Origin of the sequence: Commensalibacter sp. Nvir (assembly GCF_963921845.1) — a bacterium.
Taxonomy (GTDB): domain Bacteria; phylum Pseudomonadota; class Alphaproteobacteria; order Acetobacterales; family Acetobacteraceae; genus Commensalibacter.
In genome coordinates this window covers 18,813-36,306 of record NZ_CAWUGZ010000040.1, presented here as the reverse complement: position 1 = coordinate 36,306, position 17,494 = coordinate 18,813, and the positions used below count along the sequence as shown (strand labels likewise).

General features: G+C 37.4%; 18 protein-coding genes. 1 reads left to right on the top strand and 17 read right to left on the bottom strand.

Annotated elements, in window-relative coordinates; genetic code table 11:
- Positions 1–2: 2 nt before the first annotated feature.
- From AABE15_RS03250 to AABE15_RS03240, 3 genes are read right to left on the bottom strand one after another with little or no spacing between them, the layout of a single operon-like run.
- On the bottom strand, positions 3–1,394 hold the full coding sequence (locus AABE15_RS03250; protein WP_338329848.1) for an ATP-binding protein: 1,392 nt from the start codon (positions 1,392–1,394) through the stop codon (positions 3–5).
- Between the two features lie 5 nt (positions 1,395–1,399).
- The gene (locus tag AABE15_RS03245) at positions 1,400–2,125 is read right to left on the bottom strand and encodes a response regulator (RefSeq protein ID WP_338329847.1); all 726 of its coding nucleotides are present in this window, start codon (positions 2,123–2,125) and stop codon (positions 1,400–1,402) included.
- A gap of 12 nt (positions 2,126–2,137) precedes the next feature.
- The gene (locus tag AABE15_RS03240) at positions 2,138–2,659 is read right to left on the bottom strand and encodes a MarR family transcriptional regulator (RefSeq protein WP_338329846.1); all 522 of its coding nucleotides are present in this window, start codon (positions 2,657–2,659) and stop codon (positions 2,138–2,140) included.
- 174 nt (positions 2,660–2,833) lie between these two features.
- Here AABE15_RS03240 and rpsU point away from each other — a divergent pair, with 174 nt between their 5' ends.
- A complete protein-coding gene (gene rpsU / locus AABE15_RS03235) occupies positions 2,834–3,037 on the top strand; it encodes a 30S ribosomal protein S21 (RefSeq protein ID WP_338329845.1) in 204 nt (67 codons plus the stop codon).
- 479 nt (positions 3,038–3,516) lie between these two features.
- Here rpsU and AABE15_RS03230 read toward each other — a convergent pair whose 3' ends face one another.
- The 14 genes from AABE15_RS03230 to AABE15_RS03165 all read right to left on the bottom strand — a co-directional run bounded on the left by AABE15_RS03230 (position 3,517) and on the right by AABE15_RS03165 (position 17,481).
- The gene (locus tag AABE15_RS03230; RefSeq protein WP_338329844.1) at positions 3,517–4,905 is read right to left on the bottom strand and encodes an MFS transporter; all 1,389 of its coding nucleotides are present in this window, start codon (positions 4,903–4,905) and stop codon (positions 3,517–3,519) included.
- A 14-nt stretch (positions 4,906–4,919) separates the two neighbouring features.
- On the bottom strand, positions 4,920–6,518 hold the full coding sequence (locus AABE15_RS03225; RefSeq protein ID WP_338329843.1) for a TIM-barrel domain-containing protein: 1,599 nt from the start codon (positions 6,516–6,518) through the stop codon (positions 4,920–4,922).
- Between the two features lie 12 nt (positions 6,519–6,530).
- Complete coding sequence (locus AABE15_RS03220) at positions 6,531–6,980, bottom strand: hypothetical protein (RefSeq protein WP_338329842.1); 450 nt, start codon at positions 6,978–6,980, stop codon at positions 6,531–6,533.
- 797 nt (positions 6,981–7,777) lie between these two features.
- Positions 7,778–7,957, bottom strand: coding sequence for a hypothetical protein (locus AABE15_RS03215; RefSeq protein ID WP_338329841.1), 180 nt, complete (start codon positions 7,955–7,957; stop codon positions 7,778–7,780).
- 677 nt (positions 7,958–8,634) lie between these two features.
- Entirely contained in the window at positions 8,635–9,024 is a 390-nt protein-coding gene (gene rplS / locus AABE15_RS03210; protein ID WP_338329840.1) for a 50S ribosomal protein L19, read from the bottom strand.
- A gap of 78 nt (positions 9,025–9,102) precedes the next feature.
- Positions 9,103–9,801 (bottom strand): tRNA (guanosine(37)-N1)-methyltransferase TrmD, encoded by a 699-nt coding sequence (trmD, locus tag AABE15_RS03205; protein WP_338329839.1) that lies wholly within the window; start codon positions 9,799–9,801, stop codon positions 9,103–9,105.
- The gene (rimM, locus tag AABE15_RS03200) at positions 9,798–10,355 is read right to left on the bottom strand and encodes a ribosome maturation factor RimM (RefSeq protein ID WP_338329838.1); all 558 of its coding nucleotides are present in this window, start codon (positions 10,353–10,355) and stop codon (positions 9,798–9,800) included. The genes trmD and rimM overlap by 4 nt, the downstream gene beginning before the upstream one ends.
- A 21-nt stretch (positions 10,356–10,376) precedes the next feature.
- On the bottom strand, positions 10,377–10,733 hold the full coding sequence (gene rpsP, locus AABE15_RS03195; RefSeq protein ID WP_338329837.1) for a 30S ribosomal protein S16: 357 nt from the start codon (positions 10,731–10,733) through the stop codon (positions 10,377–10,379).
- Positions 10,734–10,775: 42 nt separating this feature from the next.
- Positions 10,776–12,164: a signal recognition particle protein gene (gene ffh / locus AABE15_RS03190; protein WP_338329836.1), complete on the bottom strand. Its 1,389-nt coding sequence runs from the start codon at positions 12,162–12,164 to the stop codon at positions 10,776–10,778.
- Between the two features lie 632 nt (positions 12,165–12,796).
- Positions 12,797–13,327 carry a periplasmic heavy metal sensor gene (locus AABE15_RS03185; protein WP_338329835.1) on the bottom strand — a complete coding sequence of 177 codons (531 nt, stop codon included), beginning with the start codon at positions 13,325–13,327 and terminating at the stop codon, positions 12,797–12,799.
- 268 nt (positions 13,328–13,595) lie between these two features.
- Entirely contained in the window at positions 13,596–14,960 is a 1,365-nt protein-coding gene (der, locus tag AABE15_RS03180) for a ribosome biogenesis GTPase Der (protein ID WP_338329834.1), read from the bottom strand.
- Between the two features lie 12 nt (positions 14,961–14,972).
- Positions 14,973–16,352 carry a PQQ-binding-like beta-propeller repeat protein gene (locus tag AABE15_RS03175; RefSeq protein WP_338329833.1) on the bottom strand — a complete coding sequence of 460 codons (1,380 nt, stop codon included), beginning with the start codon at positions 16,350–16,352 and terminating at the stop codon, positions 14,973–14,975.
- A gap of 12 nt (positions 16,353–16,364) precedes the next feature.
- A complete protein-coding gene (locus tag AABE15_RS03170; RefSeq protein WP_338329832.1) occupies positions 16,365–17,051 on the bottom strand; it encodes a hypothetical protein in 687 nt (228 codons plus the stop codon).
- 49 nt (positions 17,052–17,100) lie between these two features.
- Complete coding sequence (locus tag AABE15_RS03165) at positions 17,101–17,481, bottom strand: hypothetical protein (RefSeq protein ID WP_338329831.1); 381 nt, start codon at positions 17,479–17,481, stop codon at positions 17,101–17,103.
- Positions 17,482–17,494: the final 13 nt, after the last annotated feature.

Genomic DNA, 17,494 nt, shown 5'->3' with positions numbered 1-17,494 from the left:
TATTATTTTGGTAGTGTAATATGTACTTTTAGACCTCCTAGTGAAAGACTATCCGATAAAATAATATCTCCCCCATGACTTTGAATAATATTTTTAGCTATTGCCAAACCTAAGCCACTACCATTTAGAGCACTATGTGATTTAAACGGTATAAATACCTCTTCTCTATTATCATAGGGTATTCCTGGGCCATCGTCTTCAACAATAAAATAGAGAGATTGTTTTGTCTCCATTACCGAAAACTTGATCTTTCCCCCGTGTTGTTGTGCATTATCCAAAATATTGTTAAGGACGCGTCGTATACTTCCTGCTCTCAAAGGTATAGCGGACAATGAATGTGGCAAATTAATTGAAATAAATGTTTTGTCGCTTCGAAGAGAAGCATGAATAACTTCTTTTACTAAAAGCATGACGTCAGTCATGCTGAGTTCCTCAGTTCCCTCCCCCCGTGCGAAAGATAAATAACCAGAAATCATATGTTCCATTTCTTCGATATCAGAAATCATATTTTTAACGTCATTTTCTATTTCTTTTGCCTTAATCAATCCTGTCTGGGGGATCATAGCGAGGCTTAATCGCAGGCGCGTTAGAGGAGTACGCAAATCATGAGATACACTCGCAAGAATAACCGTTCGTTGTTTGATAAACCGTTGTATACGCTCTCTCATTACATTAAATGCTGCCGTTGCTCTTCTTAACTCTTTAGAACCCACAGGCATCAAATGGCCAGGGTCTCTTCCCTTACCAAATTTATCTAACGCTTTGGATAAATGTCTTATAGCTCGATATTGCACCCAGGCTAAAATACCAGCAATTAAAAAGGATATGATGCCACTACCTACTACCCAGACTATAAAAAGCCAAATATCTCCTGCGAACATTCTTTTTTTAGGTACTGAAATTTTAACCAATCCATTTACGAGTTGAACATAAATAATGAGTTGGTCCTCGTTACTATCCCAATCTGTAGTATAAGGTTTATTCAAACGATTTTTTAAAGAGTTATGCAAGAATTCATTGATAGGCTCTGGATTATAATGTTTTTTTAATTTAGGAGAATCTAGTTGTGTATGGGGATGCCAGGTTACATTGAATGATAAAAAAGTTTTAGCGTTTTGAATGATAGATACATAGTTAACTTCCGGCGCACTATCCAATTGATTTACGACAAAACTAATTTCATTGGTCAATGAATCAGATAACCTTCGTGAGACAGTGCTAATAAAATTACCATAAAAAAGTGTTATGGAAATAATTTGAATAATAATTAAAGGAATAGTGATGATGATTAAAGATCTGCTCAGTAAGGATCGAGGAAGTAAACGCCTTGCTGTTTTCTCTATAATATATTTATAGAAAGAAATGTTTTGTATGTTTCTCGAGTGCCTAATCATTTTTTTCAAAAATAAGGTTTTAAGATATACCCTTTTCCTCTAACCGTATGTAAATATTTCGGACATTTTGGATCAATTTCTATTCTTTTTCTTAAACGCGTTACTTGTACATCAACCGCTCGTTCTCCTATTTCTTCCAATCCTATTTGTTTCATTATTTTTTCTCGAGATAAAATTGTATTAGGATGTGAAGCAAAAATCCTCAAAAGATCAATTTCACCACTTGTTAGATGAACGAGCCCTGTTTTTGTCTTAAGAACATTAAGTACAGGATCAAATTCCATAGAACCAAGCCGTATTGGGCTAAGCTTAAGTTCTTTAGAAACATTAGATTTTTTTCTAAAATGAGATTTAAGCCTTAACAAAAGTTCTTTTGGCTCAAATGGTTTACCTAAATAGTCGTCCGCACCTGCTTCTAGACCAATTATTCTGTCTTCTGGATCACCTCTGGCCGTTAACAATATAATTAAAAGATCGTTCCCGTTTTCTCTTAAAAAATTAGTAAGTTCCAAACCGTCTTCTCCTGGCATTGAAATGTCAAGGATAAGTGCATCTGGTTTAATAAAATCTAGTAAATTTCTTGCTTCCTTGGCTGAACATGCTCCACTAACTCTAAATCCATTTTCGCTTAAGTAACGTTTGAGTAATATTCTTAACCGTTGATCATCATCAATAATCAATACATGTAAGATATTTTCCATAGAAGAAAGAGGGTTATCTTTATCACACATTATTTTCTCGCTTTAACTAGGATAGTGACAATGGTTAAGCAGATTTTTGTCGTCCGAGTTTAACATGGAATAGAGAATTTGTTGAAATCCTTCAATATGGTTATTGTTTTGAGGATCTTTAAACGCTCTGAGAAACTGTTGTCTGGGGATTAAAAATAATTTGTGTTCTATGATTTGTCCTTTTTTTGTTAAATAAAGTCTTTTTTTTCGTTTATCGTTTTGATCAATGTTAATTTCAACGTAGTTCAACTTTACCAGTTCGTTTAACACACGATTTAAACTTTGTTTCGTAATACCCAATAATGTACGTACTTCTCCAATACTTATTCCTGGATAATTGCAAATAAATTGGATAAGTCGATGGTGTGCATGCCCAATATGATAAAATTTAAGCACAGGCTTCATGAGCTTTGTCGCTTCATAATGAATAAAAAAAAGAATATCTTGTATTAATCGTAACTTTTTTTCTTTAAGAAAAAGAAGTTCTTCGCCTGGTTTTGAAAGTGGCACTTTACTAATCAACGTATGTTTCAAAAAACCTCTCTTTAAATTCTCAAAAAACTCGAAGATGATACAATATTTTATTTCTTTTTTCATCAAAATAGAGTATAGGTCTTGAACACGATCGCTTTAATCATGACGATTACTGCAATTATTTATCATTAAACTTTGTTACTTTAATTACATAATGTAGGAGATGACAACCAAGTGCAGGTTCTGGTTCGGGATAATAATATTGATCAAGCGTTGAAAGCTTTAAAAAAGAAGATGCAACGCGAAGGGATTTTTCGTGAAATGAAGTTAAGACGTCATTATGAAAAACCATCAGAAAAACGTGCTCGGGAATCTGCAGAGGCAGTTAGACGTGCCCGAAAAATGGAACGAAAACGTATTGAACGTGAAGGATTTTAAGATCGCGGCTTTTTATCGCGATTATATAGGTATAATGGTGTCAACCCTTACCTTTTATACGCTGATATAGCGTTTTGACTTGTTTTGCTTCGTTTAAACTAAACTTACTGTTGTAACTCTTAGAAAAGTCTGGGTGATCGTCGTTAAGGAGACGTATTAAATACGTCTCTATTCGCTGAGCTTCATTTACCCATAAGTCTTTGATTCTTTAATGAATGCATTGCTTTTAAAGTGTTACCCACAAATCCCCTTTTATTATTTTCATTCTGTGCCTAGCCCACGGCTCTTAAATGGCAATGTTTGTGCTAATTTATTTTATGATTTCACTCATAGGTTTAATGCAATACATTAGGGTTGCTTGATTGTACTTCGTTAGTGAAGAGTCAGTATAATGCTTTGGTCATTCAATCATTTTAGATTTAATGAGCATTAACTCTACTTAATTTTTATATAAAATTGTATTCAAATTTATCCTAAATTTAAGGTTGCAAAGCCATCTCCTGACGCATTTTTGTTTCCATTGCATTATCAATACGAAAAAAATAAACGACAATTGCCAAGAGCATATGAAGCACACCAGGAATTACCGTAGAAAGTAGCTTTATCCCGAACAACGATAAAGGGGTTTGATGATCGACTCCAGCTCGATAAGAAATTAGGCTTAGCGTGACGCTGAGGATCACTCCAGCAACCGCCCAGGCTAGTTTTACAAAAAAAAGATTAAAGGCAAAGCTCATTCCCGAAGCACGGGTTCCCGATTTCCATCTGCCATATTGATCTGCGAAAGCCACCAACGTGAAATGCATTGGCAGGATAAACCCCATCACGACACAACAGCAAAAAACTAGTAATAACCAGACGGTGGTATTGTAGGCGGGTACAAACCAAACGCCAAAGTGCGCTATAGCTAAGATGATATTAACCACAAAATAAATGCGGCGGATTTCAAAATATCGTGTAAAATACGTTACTACAACAGAGCCGACGACCCCTCCCAATGTAGCCATACCGAAAAATAACGACGTATATTCCGCATCACCATGTAAAACATAGGTAATAAAATAAAGCGCAGCGCCCCCTTTGGTATTAAAGATACTGATCAAAAGAAGAGACATGACAAAGGTAAGTATTAATTGATCATTTTTAGCAATACTCTTTAAGCTGGCTTTCACGCTAAACGCCTGGTTTGTCGACGTCGAAATGCGTTCAGTTACCCCGCAATAGCATATTATAAAGCACACCACTGCCGCCATGGATAGCAAGCCCACGCCAAACTGATAGCCTTTAGCCCGATCGCCTTGACCCAACCATGAAACCATAACCGGTAGTCCTACGGTCACGACAAAACCCGCACTGCCACATAGTATAAAGCGATAAGATTGACAAGTTATTAATTCTTGTGGATGAGTAGTGAGTCTAGTGATCAGTGCACAATACGGAACGTTGTTTAATGAGTATAAAAAAGCCAACGCAAAATAGGTTGCAAATGCATAGAAAATTTTCCATTTAGCCCCAATATCGGGCACGGTAAAGGTTAGGACTAAAATTAGTCCTAGGGGCACTGCCGTCCAAAGCACAAAAGGAAGAAATTGCCCTTTTTTTGAATGGTTTCTATCGGCGATAATCCCAATAAGTGGGTCAGAAATGGCATCCATTACGCGTAAAACCAGAAACAAAGTTCCCACAATAGCCGGAGTAAGTAAAAAAATATCAGTGTAGAAAAATGTGAGGAAGTTTGAGATTAAACTGGTTACAATGGTCCCTCCAGCGTCCCCACATCCATAACTGATTTTTTCCAAAAGTGTTAATTGGATCTCATCATTAGCGACCGGATCAATCGCTAGATCATCCGTAACATGAAGGGCCATCGTTTATGCTCAGGTTAGTATTGGTGATCGAGATATCCAAGGACGGGACTGTTTTGTCGTATAAATATAGGGATGATTTCTAATGGGGTTGCAACATCAATGAAACCTCCACCATTGAAGACTTGACCAGAATTCATATCCACCCATGTCTCTCCTTCTGGTAACCAAACCTGGCGCTGGTTTTGATGGGCCTTCATGACAGGTGCAACGAGAACATCGCGACCAAAGAGATATTGGTCTTCAATCGTCCAACTTAATGCTTGGGTACTATAGTGATAAAACATAGGGCGCATTAAGGGTGCACCTGTCTGGTGGGCCTGCTGCATCAAATCTCGAATATAAGGACGCAATTTTTCGCGCAATGTGGTAAATCGAACCAGAATAGCGTAGGTTTTTTCCCCAAAACTCCACAATTCGTTACCAGCACCCGTGTCGCATTGGGGAATGCCTTCTCTAAACGGGGTTTCAGGTTCGGTTATAGGATCGCGATACCCGTGCATGCGTAACACCGGACAAAATACCGCCCATTGAAACCACCGGGTTAACAATTCGTGAAAATTGGGATCGTCCACATGGCCACCATGAAATCCACCAATATCGGTAGTCCACCACGGGATTCCCGCCAACCCCATGCTCAACCCTGCACACAGCTGGCTGCGCATTGAATCCCATGAAGACTGAATATCACCGGACCATACCAAGGCCCCATAGCGTTGACTTCCCGCCCATGCACAGCGCACAAGGCTAACGGGGTTGGTTTCGCCTTCAGCTAGCCAGCCTTCATAAAAAGCTTGGGCGTAATGCAAGGGGTAACTGTTGCCTTTTTCAAGTGTATCCCCGATATGATACCTAAAATTATCAAAATCATATTCAACATATTCAGGCTCGGCTTCATCAAGCCAAAATAAACGAACGCCTTTTTTGAGATAGTTTTCTCGACATTTTTTCCAGATAAAATCTCTGGCATCGGGATGGGTAACATCAATAAAACGGGAATTCCCGAGACAATCAAACGTAATGTTCATGCCTTTAAGTGTATTTACTAAATAGCCTTTTTCATTCATTTCTGTAAAATGCTTGCACCGATAATCCACTGTAGGCCATACCGATACCATGAGTTCAATGCCCATGGCTTTGAGTTCCTGAGTCATAGCGTAAGGATCAGGCCATTCCTTGCTATCAAATTGCCAATCTCCTTGAACCGGCCAGTGAAAAAAATCCACGATAATAACGGAAAGTGGAATTCTTCGGCGATAATAGTCTCTAGCGACCTGCAATAATTCCTCTTGTGTCCGATACCGGAGTTTGGACTGCCATAAACCCAATCCGTAGTCAGGCAAGATGGGAACGGTTCCCGTAACCCGAGTATAATTATGCAGCAGTGTCGCTGGAGAATCGCCTGCTGTGATCCAGTAATCCATATAAGTGGCGGCACGAGATGTCCACCGAGTGACATTGCGCCCAAAGGTTACGTCACCAACGGCAGGGTTATTCCATAAAAACCCATAGCCCAAACTGGATAGCATAAAGGGCACCGATGCTTGTGAATTTCGTTGGGCCAGTTCAAGCGTACATCCTTTAACATTTAAAAAAGGGTGTTGGTATTGTCCCATGCCATATATTCGTTAATCGGGATCAGATTCAAAAGATACCGTAATTTGCGAGGCATTGCCTGCCAAAGGTTTAAAATCACGCCCAGGAAGTTTCAAAGCACTGATTGTTTCGGGATACTCGGATCCAGCGGACCAAAAAGTGTTCCTCGTATCGCGTTGACGCCACATTTCTTTTAATAATAGCTTACCGGATTGGTCTCTGAATTCCAATCTCCCTTGCATATCAATTCGCGCCGAAATCGTCCCATTCTGGATTGTAATCGCAGTCTCGGATTCACTAAAAATTGCGGGGTGATCTTCAATGTCAAGTAGCGCAGATAAAGGAACCGCATCCAGGGTCCCGTCATAGCCTGCGATCACGCGTAATCCGTTCTCACCCCATGGAATGATATGGAGGCTGAGCCCATTATAACGCCATTTCAATCGATTATTTTCAATCCGGAGGGAGTCAATACAACGCATGATATTTCCTTTCACACCTTCCCTAGATCATGATTTGAATCATACAAAAATTTGACGGTATAAAAAGAATTATGTGTCATCGATTATTCATTTTTTTGTGATATTCATTCCTTTGCTTTGTTTTTATGACATTTAATTTCATATCAGAACGATGTCAAAAAGAAAAATTTATGCTCTAAGAAGTTTATAAACATTACAAACAACAACCCAACTTGTAATGGGGGTAAGGTAGGATTTATCACGTTGATAGGAGAAGGTTGTTAGGCTAACGTTTGGCAACACGATCACTTTTTATAAACTTACAACGTTATCCATATTTTCCGTAACGAATAGGCTTTTAATAAAAATCATTGTTGCACATCACGAGCAAAATAAAGATACACGTGTCAAAGCAAACCTTCAAAAATCGTCTATTAGACCTCCATAAACAAATCAATAAGCAGACTTAGAAACCAATTCTCGAATAATAAAATAGCAATAGCATTTTCCTCAAAAATATTGTCAACAAAGACGTCAATTTAGAATATCTTGAGGAACATATGAGTATGTTCTCTTTCGTTATTCTATGTAAAAACCTTTACTTATCACGTCAGTTTTTAGGTATGGGGTAAAGATAGCAATATAAAAGAATTATTATATGCGGGCGATATATCTTCTTTCCATTCTTAACCTGCAAGTAGTTGACTACAATAACCTATTTCAACATTTTTGTCGCTTACCATCATGCTGATATATTTACCTTTTAGGTTATCTCTTTGAGCTATTGTCGTGGCAAATCTCAGACAACTTGTTGTGGCTCAACCACCATTTTTACTCGTGCTGTAAAAAACACGTATATGAGAAATCAGTTCGTCATCGCTGACGATTAAAATATTATAGACAATTTTGGTATAATAAAAAAAAATGTAATACTCTAGATGCTGAGTCTGTGCGCCACCCGCAATTGTTGTTGGCGTTTTATTACGATTGTTGCCCATTATTTATAGCTTAAGCTTAGCAGCGTAAATTTTGTATAATTATGAGAACCGACCTGCAGAAAGTGAGCAACATGCCAGCAACCAACCGCCACTTAAGCATACCAAGAGCGAATCAAAGATGCCACTTCTTCAAATAACTTTTTGTTCGCCGTTCCTTGTCTTGCATTTTTATTAAGCAATTTAAAGAAAAGCGCATGCTTGAGATAACGCGTCTAAAATATCATTACTGGTATGTAAAAAATACTAAGATATCCACCAGGTAATGGAACAAACTCTGAAAGTTACTCTACTATTTTATCTTAAAACTTGTTTTTCTTTTTTTATAATTGATTTTACCTATGAAATGTGGAAGTAAGCTTAATTAATAATTGTAAGGAAGGCGCACGAATTGTCTTAAATTATATCGGTTACCTTAACAATGGCTTTTGAATTACTAATTTTTAAATTAAAATAGTAAGCACTGAAAAATATAGCAGAGAGTTGTCTAAAAATTATTTAACTCTATACTTATTTGATAAGTTATCAGATAAGTGCATACATACGTCATTTTCTCTAAACAATGATATAAATAAACTATCTGGTATTTTTTTATAAAAATACCAGATAATAATTTTGTAAAAAACAATAAATATTATAAACGAAAAAAAGAAATTAATATTTTTTACTAGAATTAAATATCAATTTTGAGCGGTAACAACTTTCTTTACGTCTCGGCTGCGCTCAGCAATACGTGCAGATTTACCGCTACGACCGCGTAAATAATATAATTTCGCACGACGTACATGACCATGACGTATCACAGTCAAAGCTGAAATTGTAGGAGAGTATAATGGAAATACACGTTCGACCCCTTCACCATTTGATATTTTGCGAACGGTAAAATTACTGTTTAATCCTTTGTTTGAACGAGCGATAACAACACCTTCGTACGCTTGAATACGCTTACGCTCACCTTCAACAACTTTCACATCGACACGAATGGTGTCCCCTGGAAAGAATTCAGGAATGCTTCGCTCTGAGGATAAACGAGCTATTTCCTCAGATTCATATGTTTCAATAATATTCATTAATCTTATTCCTTATATTTGCAAGATATTAACTTTAGTTTAATGTCTTGAGTAACAACTCTAACATTTTAGAAAAAATTATTTGTTAACGTTAGCGACCCTTTCCCATAAGTCCGGTCTACGCTCCTGAGTAATTAACTGTGCTTGTTTTTCTCTCCATAAGGCAATTGCTTGATGATTTCCAGATTTAAGGATATCTGGGACATGTTTACCTTCCCAAACAGCCGGTTTGGTGTAATGAGGATATTCCAATAACCCTTTAGAAAAACTTTCTTCTACACCACTTTGCAAAGATCCCATAACGCCTGGTAATAAACGAATGCATGCATCCATAAAAATTAACGCAGCTGGTTCACCACCTGAAAGAATATAATCCCCAATGGACACCTCTTCGATAGGGTAATGCCTTAACACCCTATCATCAATCCCTTCGTAGCGACCACAGATAAGATACACCCCTGGACCTGAAGCGTAATGCTGAATTGATGCTTGAGTTAATAATTTACCTTTTGGAGAGAGATACACCATAGGCCGGTTGTCTTTAGGTTGTGTTGCTTCCAAAGCGAAACTCAAGACATCGGGTCGTATGACCATACCTGCACCCCCTCCAAATGGGGTGTCATCAACAGCTTTATGGTTTCCTAATCCGAAATTACGCAAAGCATGTGTGCAAAAACTCCATTCGCCACGATTTAGAGCTTTTCCTGACAATGAAAATTCTAAAAATCCAGGAAACATTTCAGGAAACAGCGTTAGAATATCAACCTGCCATGTCATTGACTTTTTCCATCGACAGCATATGGAACTTCAACTTCATTAGGTAAAATTACAATAATGTATCCTTCTTTGATATTGATAGTAGGGACACATTTTTTAGTAAAAGGAATAAGAAACGAATGATCATGTAAATCTTTTATTTCGAGACTTACGCCTGCCCCGTAATCATGAATAATGACCACTTTACCTAAAGGGTTCTTTTTTCCTTTATCGGTTAATATTTTGGCAGTTAAACCAATCAGGTCATTAAAGTAATACTCCTCTTTTTCCAGCACAGGTAAATGGTTTTTATGCACAAATAATTTGCGATTAACCAGTTTTTCAGCTTCGTCCCTATGGGTTACAGGTTTATGATCAGCATCGTATAACACGGCAACATTCTTGTGAAGCCACGTCAAAAACCAACAGCATCCCTGGTCATCCACCAACTCGCCAAAACGTTGCAAATCTTTGGAGTTTTCCATATGAGAATGCACATGTACATGACCACCAACACCGTGCGGTTTACCTATTGTTCCTACGTGAATTAATGGCCCATCCATCAAGCGTGTCACTTTTATGACCTATTAAATAACTTAAACACTCGCCGTAGTTTCATTTTTCTTTGCAGCGGCTTCTGCACGCTCTTGTGCTTTTTTCTTTGGCAAAGATTGTTTAGGTTGTTCATGATAAACAAAATTATCACTTAATCCAGCTTTTCCTAAAAAGCGAGCTACACGGTCGGTTGCTTTTGCGCCTTGAGAGAGCCAATGTGTAATTCTTTCATTGGTGAGACGTACTCTGTCCATATGGTCTGCGGGTAACATTGGATTATAAGATCCAACTTTTTCAATAAAACGACCGTCACGGGGTGAACGACTATCCGCAATAACAATGTGATAGTAAGGACGTTTTTTTGATCCCGCACGGGACAGACGAATTTTAAGGCTCATTGAATGTTTATCTCCACATATCAAATTATAATTAAGAAAAATTTATCGGTTCATGCCACCACCAGAAGGTGGGTTCATTCCTTTAGGTAAAAGCGCGGATAACCCTTGGCGCATCAATCCTTTAACGCCAAGTTTATTAAACCGCTTCATCATAGAAGCCATTTGATCATATTGTTTTAACAATTTATTAACTTCTTGAACGCTAGTGCCTGATCCTGCTGCAATTCTTTTTTTTCTTGAAGCTTTTATGATTGCAGGTTGTTTTCGTTCATGTTTAGTCATAGATGAGATGATGGCTTGATGACGTTTGAAGATCGAGGTGTCTAAATCTTTATTACCAAGCTTTTCTTTCATTTTTCCCATACCGGGGATCATATCCATAATGTTTGAAAGAGAACCCATTTTATTTATTTGAGAAATTTGAGCAGAATAATCATTCAAATCAAACTTTCCTTTAAGCATTTTTTTGGCAAGACGTTCGTTTTCTTCTTGATCAAGCGTTTCACTGGCTTTTTCGACCAAGCCAGCAATATCGCCCAAACCTAAAATACGACTTGCAACGCGTTCAGGATGAAATTCTTGCAAAGCGTCAATCTTTTCACCGACCCCTACTAATTTAATAGGGGCACCCGTCACTGCCCGCATGGATAATGCACCACCACCACGGGCATCACCATCCATGCGCGTCATAATAACGCCTGTCACACCTACTTTTTCATTAAAACTTTTGGCGGTATGAACAGCATCTTGTCCAGTCATTGCATCGACAACCAATAACGTTTCAGCAGGGCTGACAATGTCTCTTATAGTTTGGACTTCTTGCATCAGAATTTCATCTATAGACAGTCTTCCAGCTGTATCCAAAATGACAATATCGTACCCTTCGCGGCGACCTACTTCCATTGCGCGTTCAGCAATGTCAACTGGATTTTGTTTGTCAATAATAGGTAAAGAAGAAACTTTTACTTGCTGGGCAAGCTGTTGCAATTGCAGTTGTGCCGCAGGTCGATAAGTATCCAAACTAGCCAATAATATTTTTTTTCTTTCTTTCCGGCTAAGATAATAGGCAATTTTTGCAGAAGTCGTTGTTTTACCAGACCCCTGTAATCCAACCATTAAAAAAGGTATCGGAGAAACGGCATTTAAATTTAAAGCAACTGCCCCAGAACCTCCTAAAGATTCGATCAACGCATCGTTAACAATTTTTGCAATAGCTTGTCCTGGAGAAATATTATGTAAAACTTCCTGTCCGACGGATTTTTCTTCAACACGGTTTACAAAATCTTTAACCACAGGTAAGGCAACATCAGCCTCTAACATAGCCAGGCGAATTTCACGCATGGCTTCGTTAACATCTTCTTTAGACAAAGCCCCACGTTTTGACAATCCATCAAATACACCAGAAAATTTACCAGATAAACGATCAAACACGTGCGGTATCCTTATGCAATTTGAGCAATAAAAAATGCGTCACTGCGCGAACCTTCGCGAGGTGACGTTTTTATGCGTTATCAGTAGACTAGTAAATTAAAAAAAGCTTGTCAATAAAAACTATATTCAGGAATTTATATATAAGATTTTTTATAAAAAAATTTTAAAGCAAACATTATGAATATTGAAAATATAACACAATTTGTGAAATACAAGATCATAAAAGCACTAAAGATTCATAGCTTAAGCAATAACCCTACTGCCAAAAGCAAAAAAACAGTCAATCCAATTCCAATTATTAAAAATAACAAAAAAGACAATGCAAAGCTTTTTATAATGATTATGAATGAAGAAAAAATATTCAGTTCTTTTTTTTTCTTTAGCATATTGTGAACGTAAAGTATCAAAAAATATCCAAATAAAAAATAAAAAAAGATAATTAGCATAATATTTTGACCTCGATATTTTTAGTAGTGCTCTAATTACTAAAAATATAAGTTAATTCCTTAAATTTTAAATAAAAATATTTAAAGCCCTAGAACGTAATAAAAGTAGTAATTATATTATTACGCATATAAAAATCGCCTGTATAAACTGCATACCAGGCGATTTGAAAACCATTCATATAAAGTTTAAGACTCTTGAGACATATCTCCGTCCAAATTGTGCATTTTCATATGCAATTGTTTCATTTGGCCTTTAATTTCTCTAAATTTTTCATAACGCATTTTTGCTTGATTTAATTGATCAGGAGTAAAGACATCTCTAAGAGCTAAAAGGGTTTTTAATTGCCTTGCTTTCATAGATTGTTCAAGAGTATCTTGTTTATCCATAATAGGTTTTAAAGTGTCTTCAGTCACTTTGTCTGTTGAAAGTAACATGTTGGCAAGTTGATTATGGATAGCTTCCATAGCTGCGCGGTCATTTTCTTCTTCAGATTTAGCTTTGTTCAAAATGTCATGAATACGATCTTTTTGATCTTTGTTTAAATTTACTCCTCTAAAAATCATTCCAAGAGGACCAACCTCGGGTCCAAACATGGAAGGTTTATGAAAAGGTGGGGGTGGAGGGGCGTCAACGGGTTGGGCGATGACTGTTCCTATACTCCCAATACTCAAGGCACTTGCAACCATTGCGGACAGATATAGTTTGGTATTAAACATATTATATATCCTTTTGCTAAAACGTTAGACCTTTGTTATCGACTTGAATTCAACCGTTACATCATATAATCATTAGGGCTAAACTATGGTTAAATCGTGTTGATGTTAACACAATTTGTGCAAAAAAAATATTATTTTTCAGAGATTTAACAAAATTATATTAAATACCAAACTTTTTTTCGATTTAAACGAATAGATCAAAATAAGATAGGATTTGTTTTACAATAATTAGTTATAATTGCTATGTTAACTTTTTTAATATAGAAAATTAATTTTTTTCAGAAACGTAAGGATTTTTGCTATCTCTTAATTGCAATCGAATAGGTGTGCCTGGCATTTCGAAATGGCTTCTCATGCTGTTTACCAAATACCGTTGATAATCAACAGGAAGTTTAGAGGTGCGAGTCCCAAATAAAATAAACGTCGGCGGTCTAGCCTTAATTTGCGTAATATAACGTATTTTTAATCGTTTGCCATCAACCATAGGTGGTGTGTGTTTAGATAAAGCCTCTTCAAACCAACGATTTAAGGCCCCAGTCGCTATGCGTTTATTCCATATTTCATATGCCTTACGAACGGCAGGGATTAATTTATGAGTATTTTTTCCTGTAAGTGCCGAGAAGGTTACAACAGAAATACCATTCATTTGTGACAAAGAAATTTCTATACGATCAACAATTTCTTTTTTTACAGCTTCCTTATTTTTTAATTTATCCCATTTATTTAATGCTAAAACGCAGCAACGTCCTTCTCGTTCAATAAGTCGAGCAATTTGGAGATCTTGTTCTTGCAACCCTAACTCAGCATCAATTACCAACACTACCACTTCGGCCATTTTTAGGGCTTCAATGCTGGAGGAAACAGACATTTTCTCAAGGGATTCATCTATACGTGCTTTTTTTCGAAGTCCCGCGGTGTCAACAAGTTCAATCTCGCCTTGTTTGTCTTTTAAGTAAACAGAAATAGAGTCTCTTGTTAGGCCTGCTTCTGGTCCTGTAATCACCCTTTGTTCGCCTGATAGTTGGTTAATCAAAGTCGACTTTCCAGCATTCGGACGGCCAACAATAGCCATTTTCAAAGGTTTTTTTTCATTTTTTTCGGTGTTATCAAATAATTCTTGTGCGGGTAAATTGTCCGTGAGGGCATCAATGAGATCTACCATTCCTTCACCATGCTCTGCCGAAACGGGTATGGGTTCCCCCAGACCAAAACTATACATTTCAAGAGCGGCTAAATTCCCGGCATGACCTTCAGCTTTATTTGCGACAAGGACAATTTTACGATCTTGTTTTCTTAGCCAATGGACAAAATGTTCATCAGCTGGGGTAATTCCAGCCCTAGCATCCACACAAAACACAATAATATCTGCATTGATAACGGCTTGTTCTGAGGAATGTTTCATGCGTCCAAATAGTGTTTCTGGATCATCTTCTTCCCACCCTGCTGTATCGACCAACGTGACTGGACGATCTCTGAGAATAATATCAACAGATTTTCGATCTCTCGTTACCCCAGGTTGATCGCTGACAATGGCATAACGCCTACCAGCCAAACGGTTAAAAAGTGTAGATTTGCCAACATTAGGGCGTCCAGCAATAACGATAATAGGCAAAGATTTAGTGGATAATGACACCTGAATTGTTTCCTAACCAAATGCAGTTAATTTACCGTCTTGACCAACAACCAACAAATGTTTGTTGACAATTAATGGGGCAAAAGCTGGAACAATATCTGTTTTTATAATTTTTGTCACCTTTCCTGTCGCAGGATCAACGGTAATGATACCATTTTCAAAACAATCACTGATGCAGATGAGTTGCCCGCCTCCTAAAAAAGGACCATACCAGGCAATGGGTCCTTTTGATTTTTTTATTTTTTTAAACCGACGCAATTGCGTAACCCAGCGTACTCGGCCAGTAATGCGATCAAGGCAAGCCAATTGTTGATCAAGTGAAAGAACAAACAACCAATCTTGATTGATAACCAGTGCATTTTGTCCTGCAGCTTCTCTCTCCCACAACCGTCTACCTGAACGAACATCCATTGCTACCAATACAGACCCAACACTTATCGCATAAACCGTGCCGTCAACAATTACTGGTAACGCACTAACTGCGTTAAAATCGGTTGAACTGTCTCGTCCTCCTTTACCTAGGGTATCCGTCCAAATTTCTTCACCGGTTTCTGCACGCAGTGCAACTAAATCGCCTGAACCAAAACCAGCTACTATTATTCCATCATAATACGCAGGTGCAGGTTGCCCAAAAATTTTTGTTTGTACATTATCGGTTTGATAAGACCAAATTTGATTGCCAGTTTTCGTGTCTAAACAAAATAAACTTCCATTAATGGTACCAAAAAACACTTGGTTGTTTACAATAGTTGGGGCAGAACGACCAGGCGTCCCCACATTTACACGCCAAATGATTTTACCCGTATGTTTGTCCAGCTTTAAAGTTTCGGCTACCCCGTCAACTACATAAAGTGCTTCATCCGTTAGACCAATTCCTCCGCCTAAATTGCTTGATTTTGATCCTTTTTTTCTAGGGTCCATACGCCAAATTATTTTTTGCGTCCTCCAGTCAAACGCAGTCACTTTTCCAATGGCGTCAACCGTATAAAATCGATTGTTTTCAACAACAGGGGTGGTATTGATAATTCCCCTACCTTTTGAACCAAGAGCAACGTAGGATAAAAAACTGGGTTCAAAATTACCAGAACCTATTCTGCAACTCCACTGTTTTCGTACCCCACCAATGGCGCTATGTATGGAAGCATGGCTTGGTACACGCCCTTCGAGCATCCATTTGGTTTCTGTTATTGGTGGGGAAATTGTAATCGGTGTATGGTCGTCCATATCGACCATCAATCCTGCGCCCGAGCTAAAAACGTTTATACGTGTACCTGCCAATATATATTTATGATCTTTATGACCGCAAGCAGAAAGAAATAAACTTCCCCCCGTTGCACATAAAAAAGATCTGCGTGATAAGCTCGATTTATCGTTAAAACATTGGCTTTTCATTGATGGTCCTTATCACTGAATAATTTTCTTCATTGCGATGATTTGCATCAGCATTCGTGCTCTTTGTTGAACACCTGGAGAGACATTTGGATCAGAAGAAAGTTGTCCAAAAATTTGCGTAGCTTTTTGAGCATTTCCTGTTTTTAGATCTAATAAAGCTTCACATTCTTTTATTAAACTATTCCAAGGGGTTTGTTGTCCCAAAAGCTCACTAATTTTTCCACGTAATTGTTCTGGTTTGACGTCATCAAGTTGGTTCTGTATCCAAAACAGTTCTGCTAAACTTCTAAATTCGGGTCTTACGGATAGATCTTTACTAATTTGCGTCCACAGTTTTAATGCCTCTTGTCGTTTACTTTGTTCCTTTAGTAAATTTGCCTGTTCGAATTGAGCAAGCGTTTTAATAGATTGTGGAAACTGACTGGTATGTTTTTCCAACTCTGCCAACGCTTGAGTTTTACTAGCTGAAGATACAGGCTGACCATCAATAGTGTTAAGAAGTTGGACAATATTGAAATAATGAGTAGAGGCTTGTTCAAGAGATCTATTTTTACGCCATACAACAAATTGCCATATTCCAATAACCAAAAAAACAATAATGACTAATGCAATAATTAATAATTTGTAACGGCGAAAAAGTGCTTGATAACGCTCTGCCCTTAATTCAGCTTTAATCTCTTTTTCCAATTCCTTATTCACTAAAATTTTCTCCTTGTATTTTTTAAAAGTCTGAAATCAAATTTTTAATTTAACTTGACTTTTTAATACCTATCTTTTGACCACCTGTTTTAATCTCATTTTGTAATTTTGTGAGAGTGGCGGTTATTCTAGTTCTGATGTCCGAAGATGCTTTTTGATAAAAATCCATGTCGCTTTTTGCTTTTTGACTGATTGCAAGTTGTTTATCATGAGCTAATTTTGCTATACAACTATAATAAGCACGAATTGCTTTATTATAAGCATTAAAATTTTCTATGCTGTTATTATAATTGTTTATTGTTGAAGTATTTACAGTAGGGGCTTTAGGTTCTTGTCCACAACTGCTCATCCATTCTTGAGCAAATGCCGATGCGGTCAATCCCAAATTGCAAGCAGCGATGATAGATAACATTAGTTTTTTGTGTTTCATTGAAAAAACTCTT

Bases quoted from the DNA above. Each gene is read 5' to 3' on its own strand.
- AABE15_RS03250 (WP_338329848.1), bottom strand. From the start codon at position 1,394: ATGATTAGGCACTCGAGAAACATACAAAACATTTCTTTCTATAAATAT.
- AABE15_RS03245 (WP_338329847.1), bottom strand. From the start codon at position 2,125: ATGTGTGATAAAGATAACCCTCTTTCTTCTATGGAAAATATCTTACAT.
- AABE15_RS03230 (WP_338329844.1), bottom strand. From the start codon at position 4,905: ATGGCCCTTCATGTTACGGATGATCTAGCGATTGATCCGGTCGCTAAT.
- AABE15_RS03225 (WP_338329843.1), bottom strand. From the start codon at position 6,518: ATGGGACAATACCAACACCCTTTTTTAAATGTTAAAGGATGTACGCTT.
- AABE15_RS03220 (WP_338329842.1), bottom strand. From the start codon at position 6,980: ATGCGTTGTATTGACTCCCTCCGGATTGAAAATAATCGATTGAAATGG.
- AABE15_RS03215 (WP_338329841.1), bottom strand. From the start codon at position 7,957: ATGGGCAACAATCGTAATAAAACGCCAACAACAATTGCGGGTGGCGCA.
- rplS (WP_338329840.1), bottom strand. From the start codon at position 9,024: ATGAATATTATTGAAACATATGAATCTGAGGAAATAGCTCGTTTATCC.
- trmD (WP_338329839.1), bottom strand. From the start codon at position 9,801: ATGACATGGCAGGTTGATATTCTAACGCTGTTTCCTGAAATGTTTCCT.
- rpsP (WP_338329837.1), bottom strand. From the start codon at position 10,733: ATGAGCCTTAAAATTCGTCTGTCCCGTGCGGGATCAAAAAAACGTCCT.
- AABE15_RS03185 (WP_338329835.1), bottom strand. From the start codon at position 13,327: ATGTTTAATACCAAACTATATCTGTCCGCAATGGTTGCAAGTGCCTTG.
- AABE15_RS03175 (WP_338329833.1), bottom strand. From the start codon at position 16,352: ATGAAAAGCCAATGTTTTAACGATAAATCGAGCTTATCACGCAGATCT.
- AABE15_RS03165 (WP_338329831.1), bottom strand. From the start codon at position 17,481: ATGAAACACAAAAAACTAATGTTATCTATCATCGCTGCTTGCAATTTG.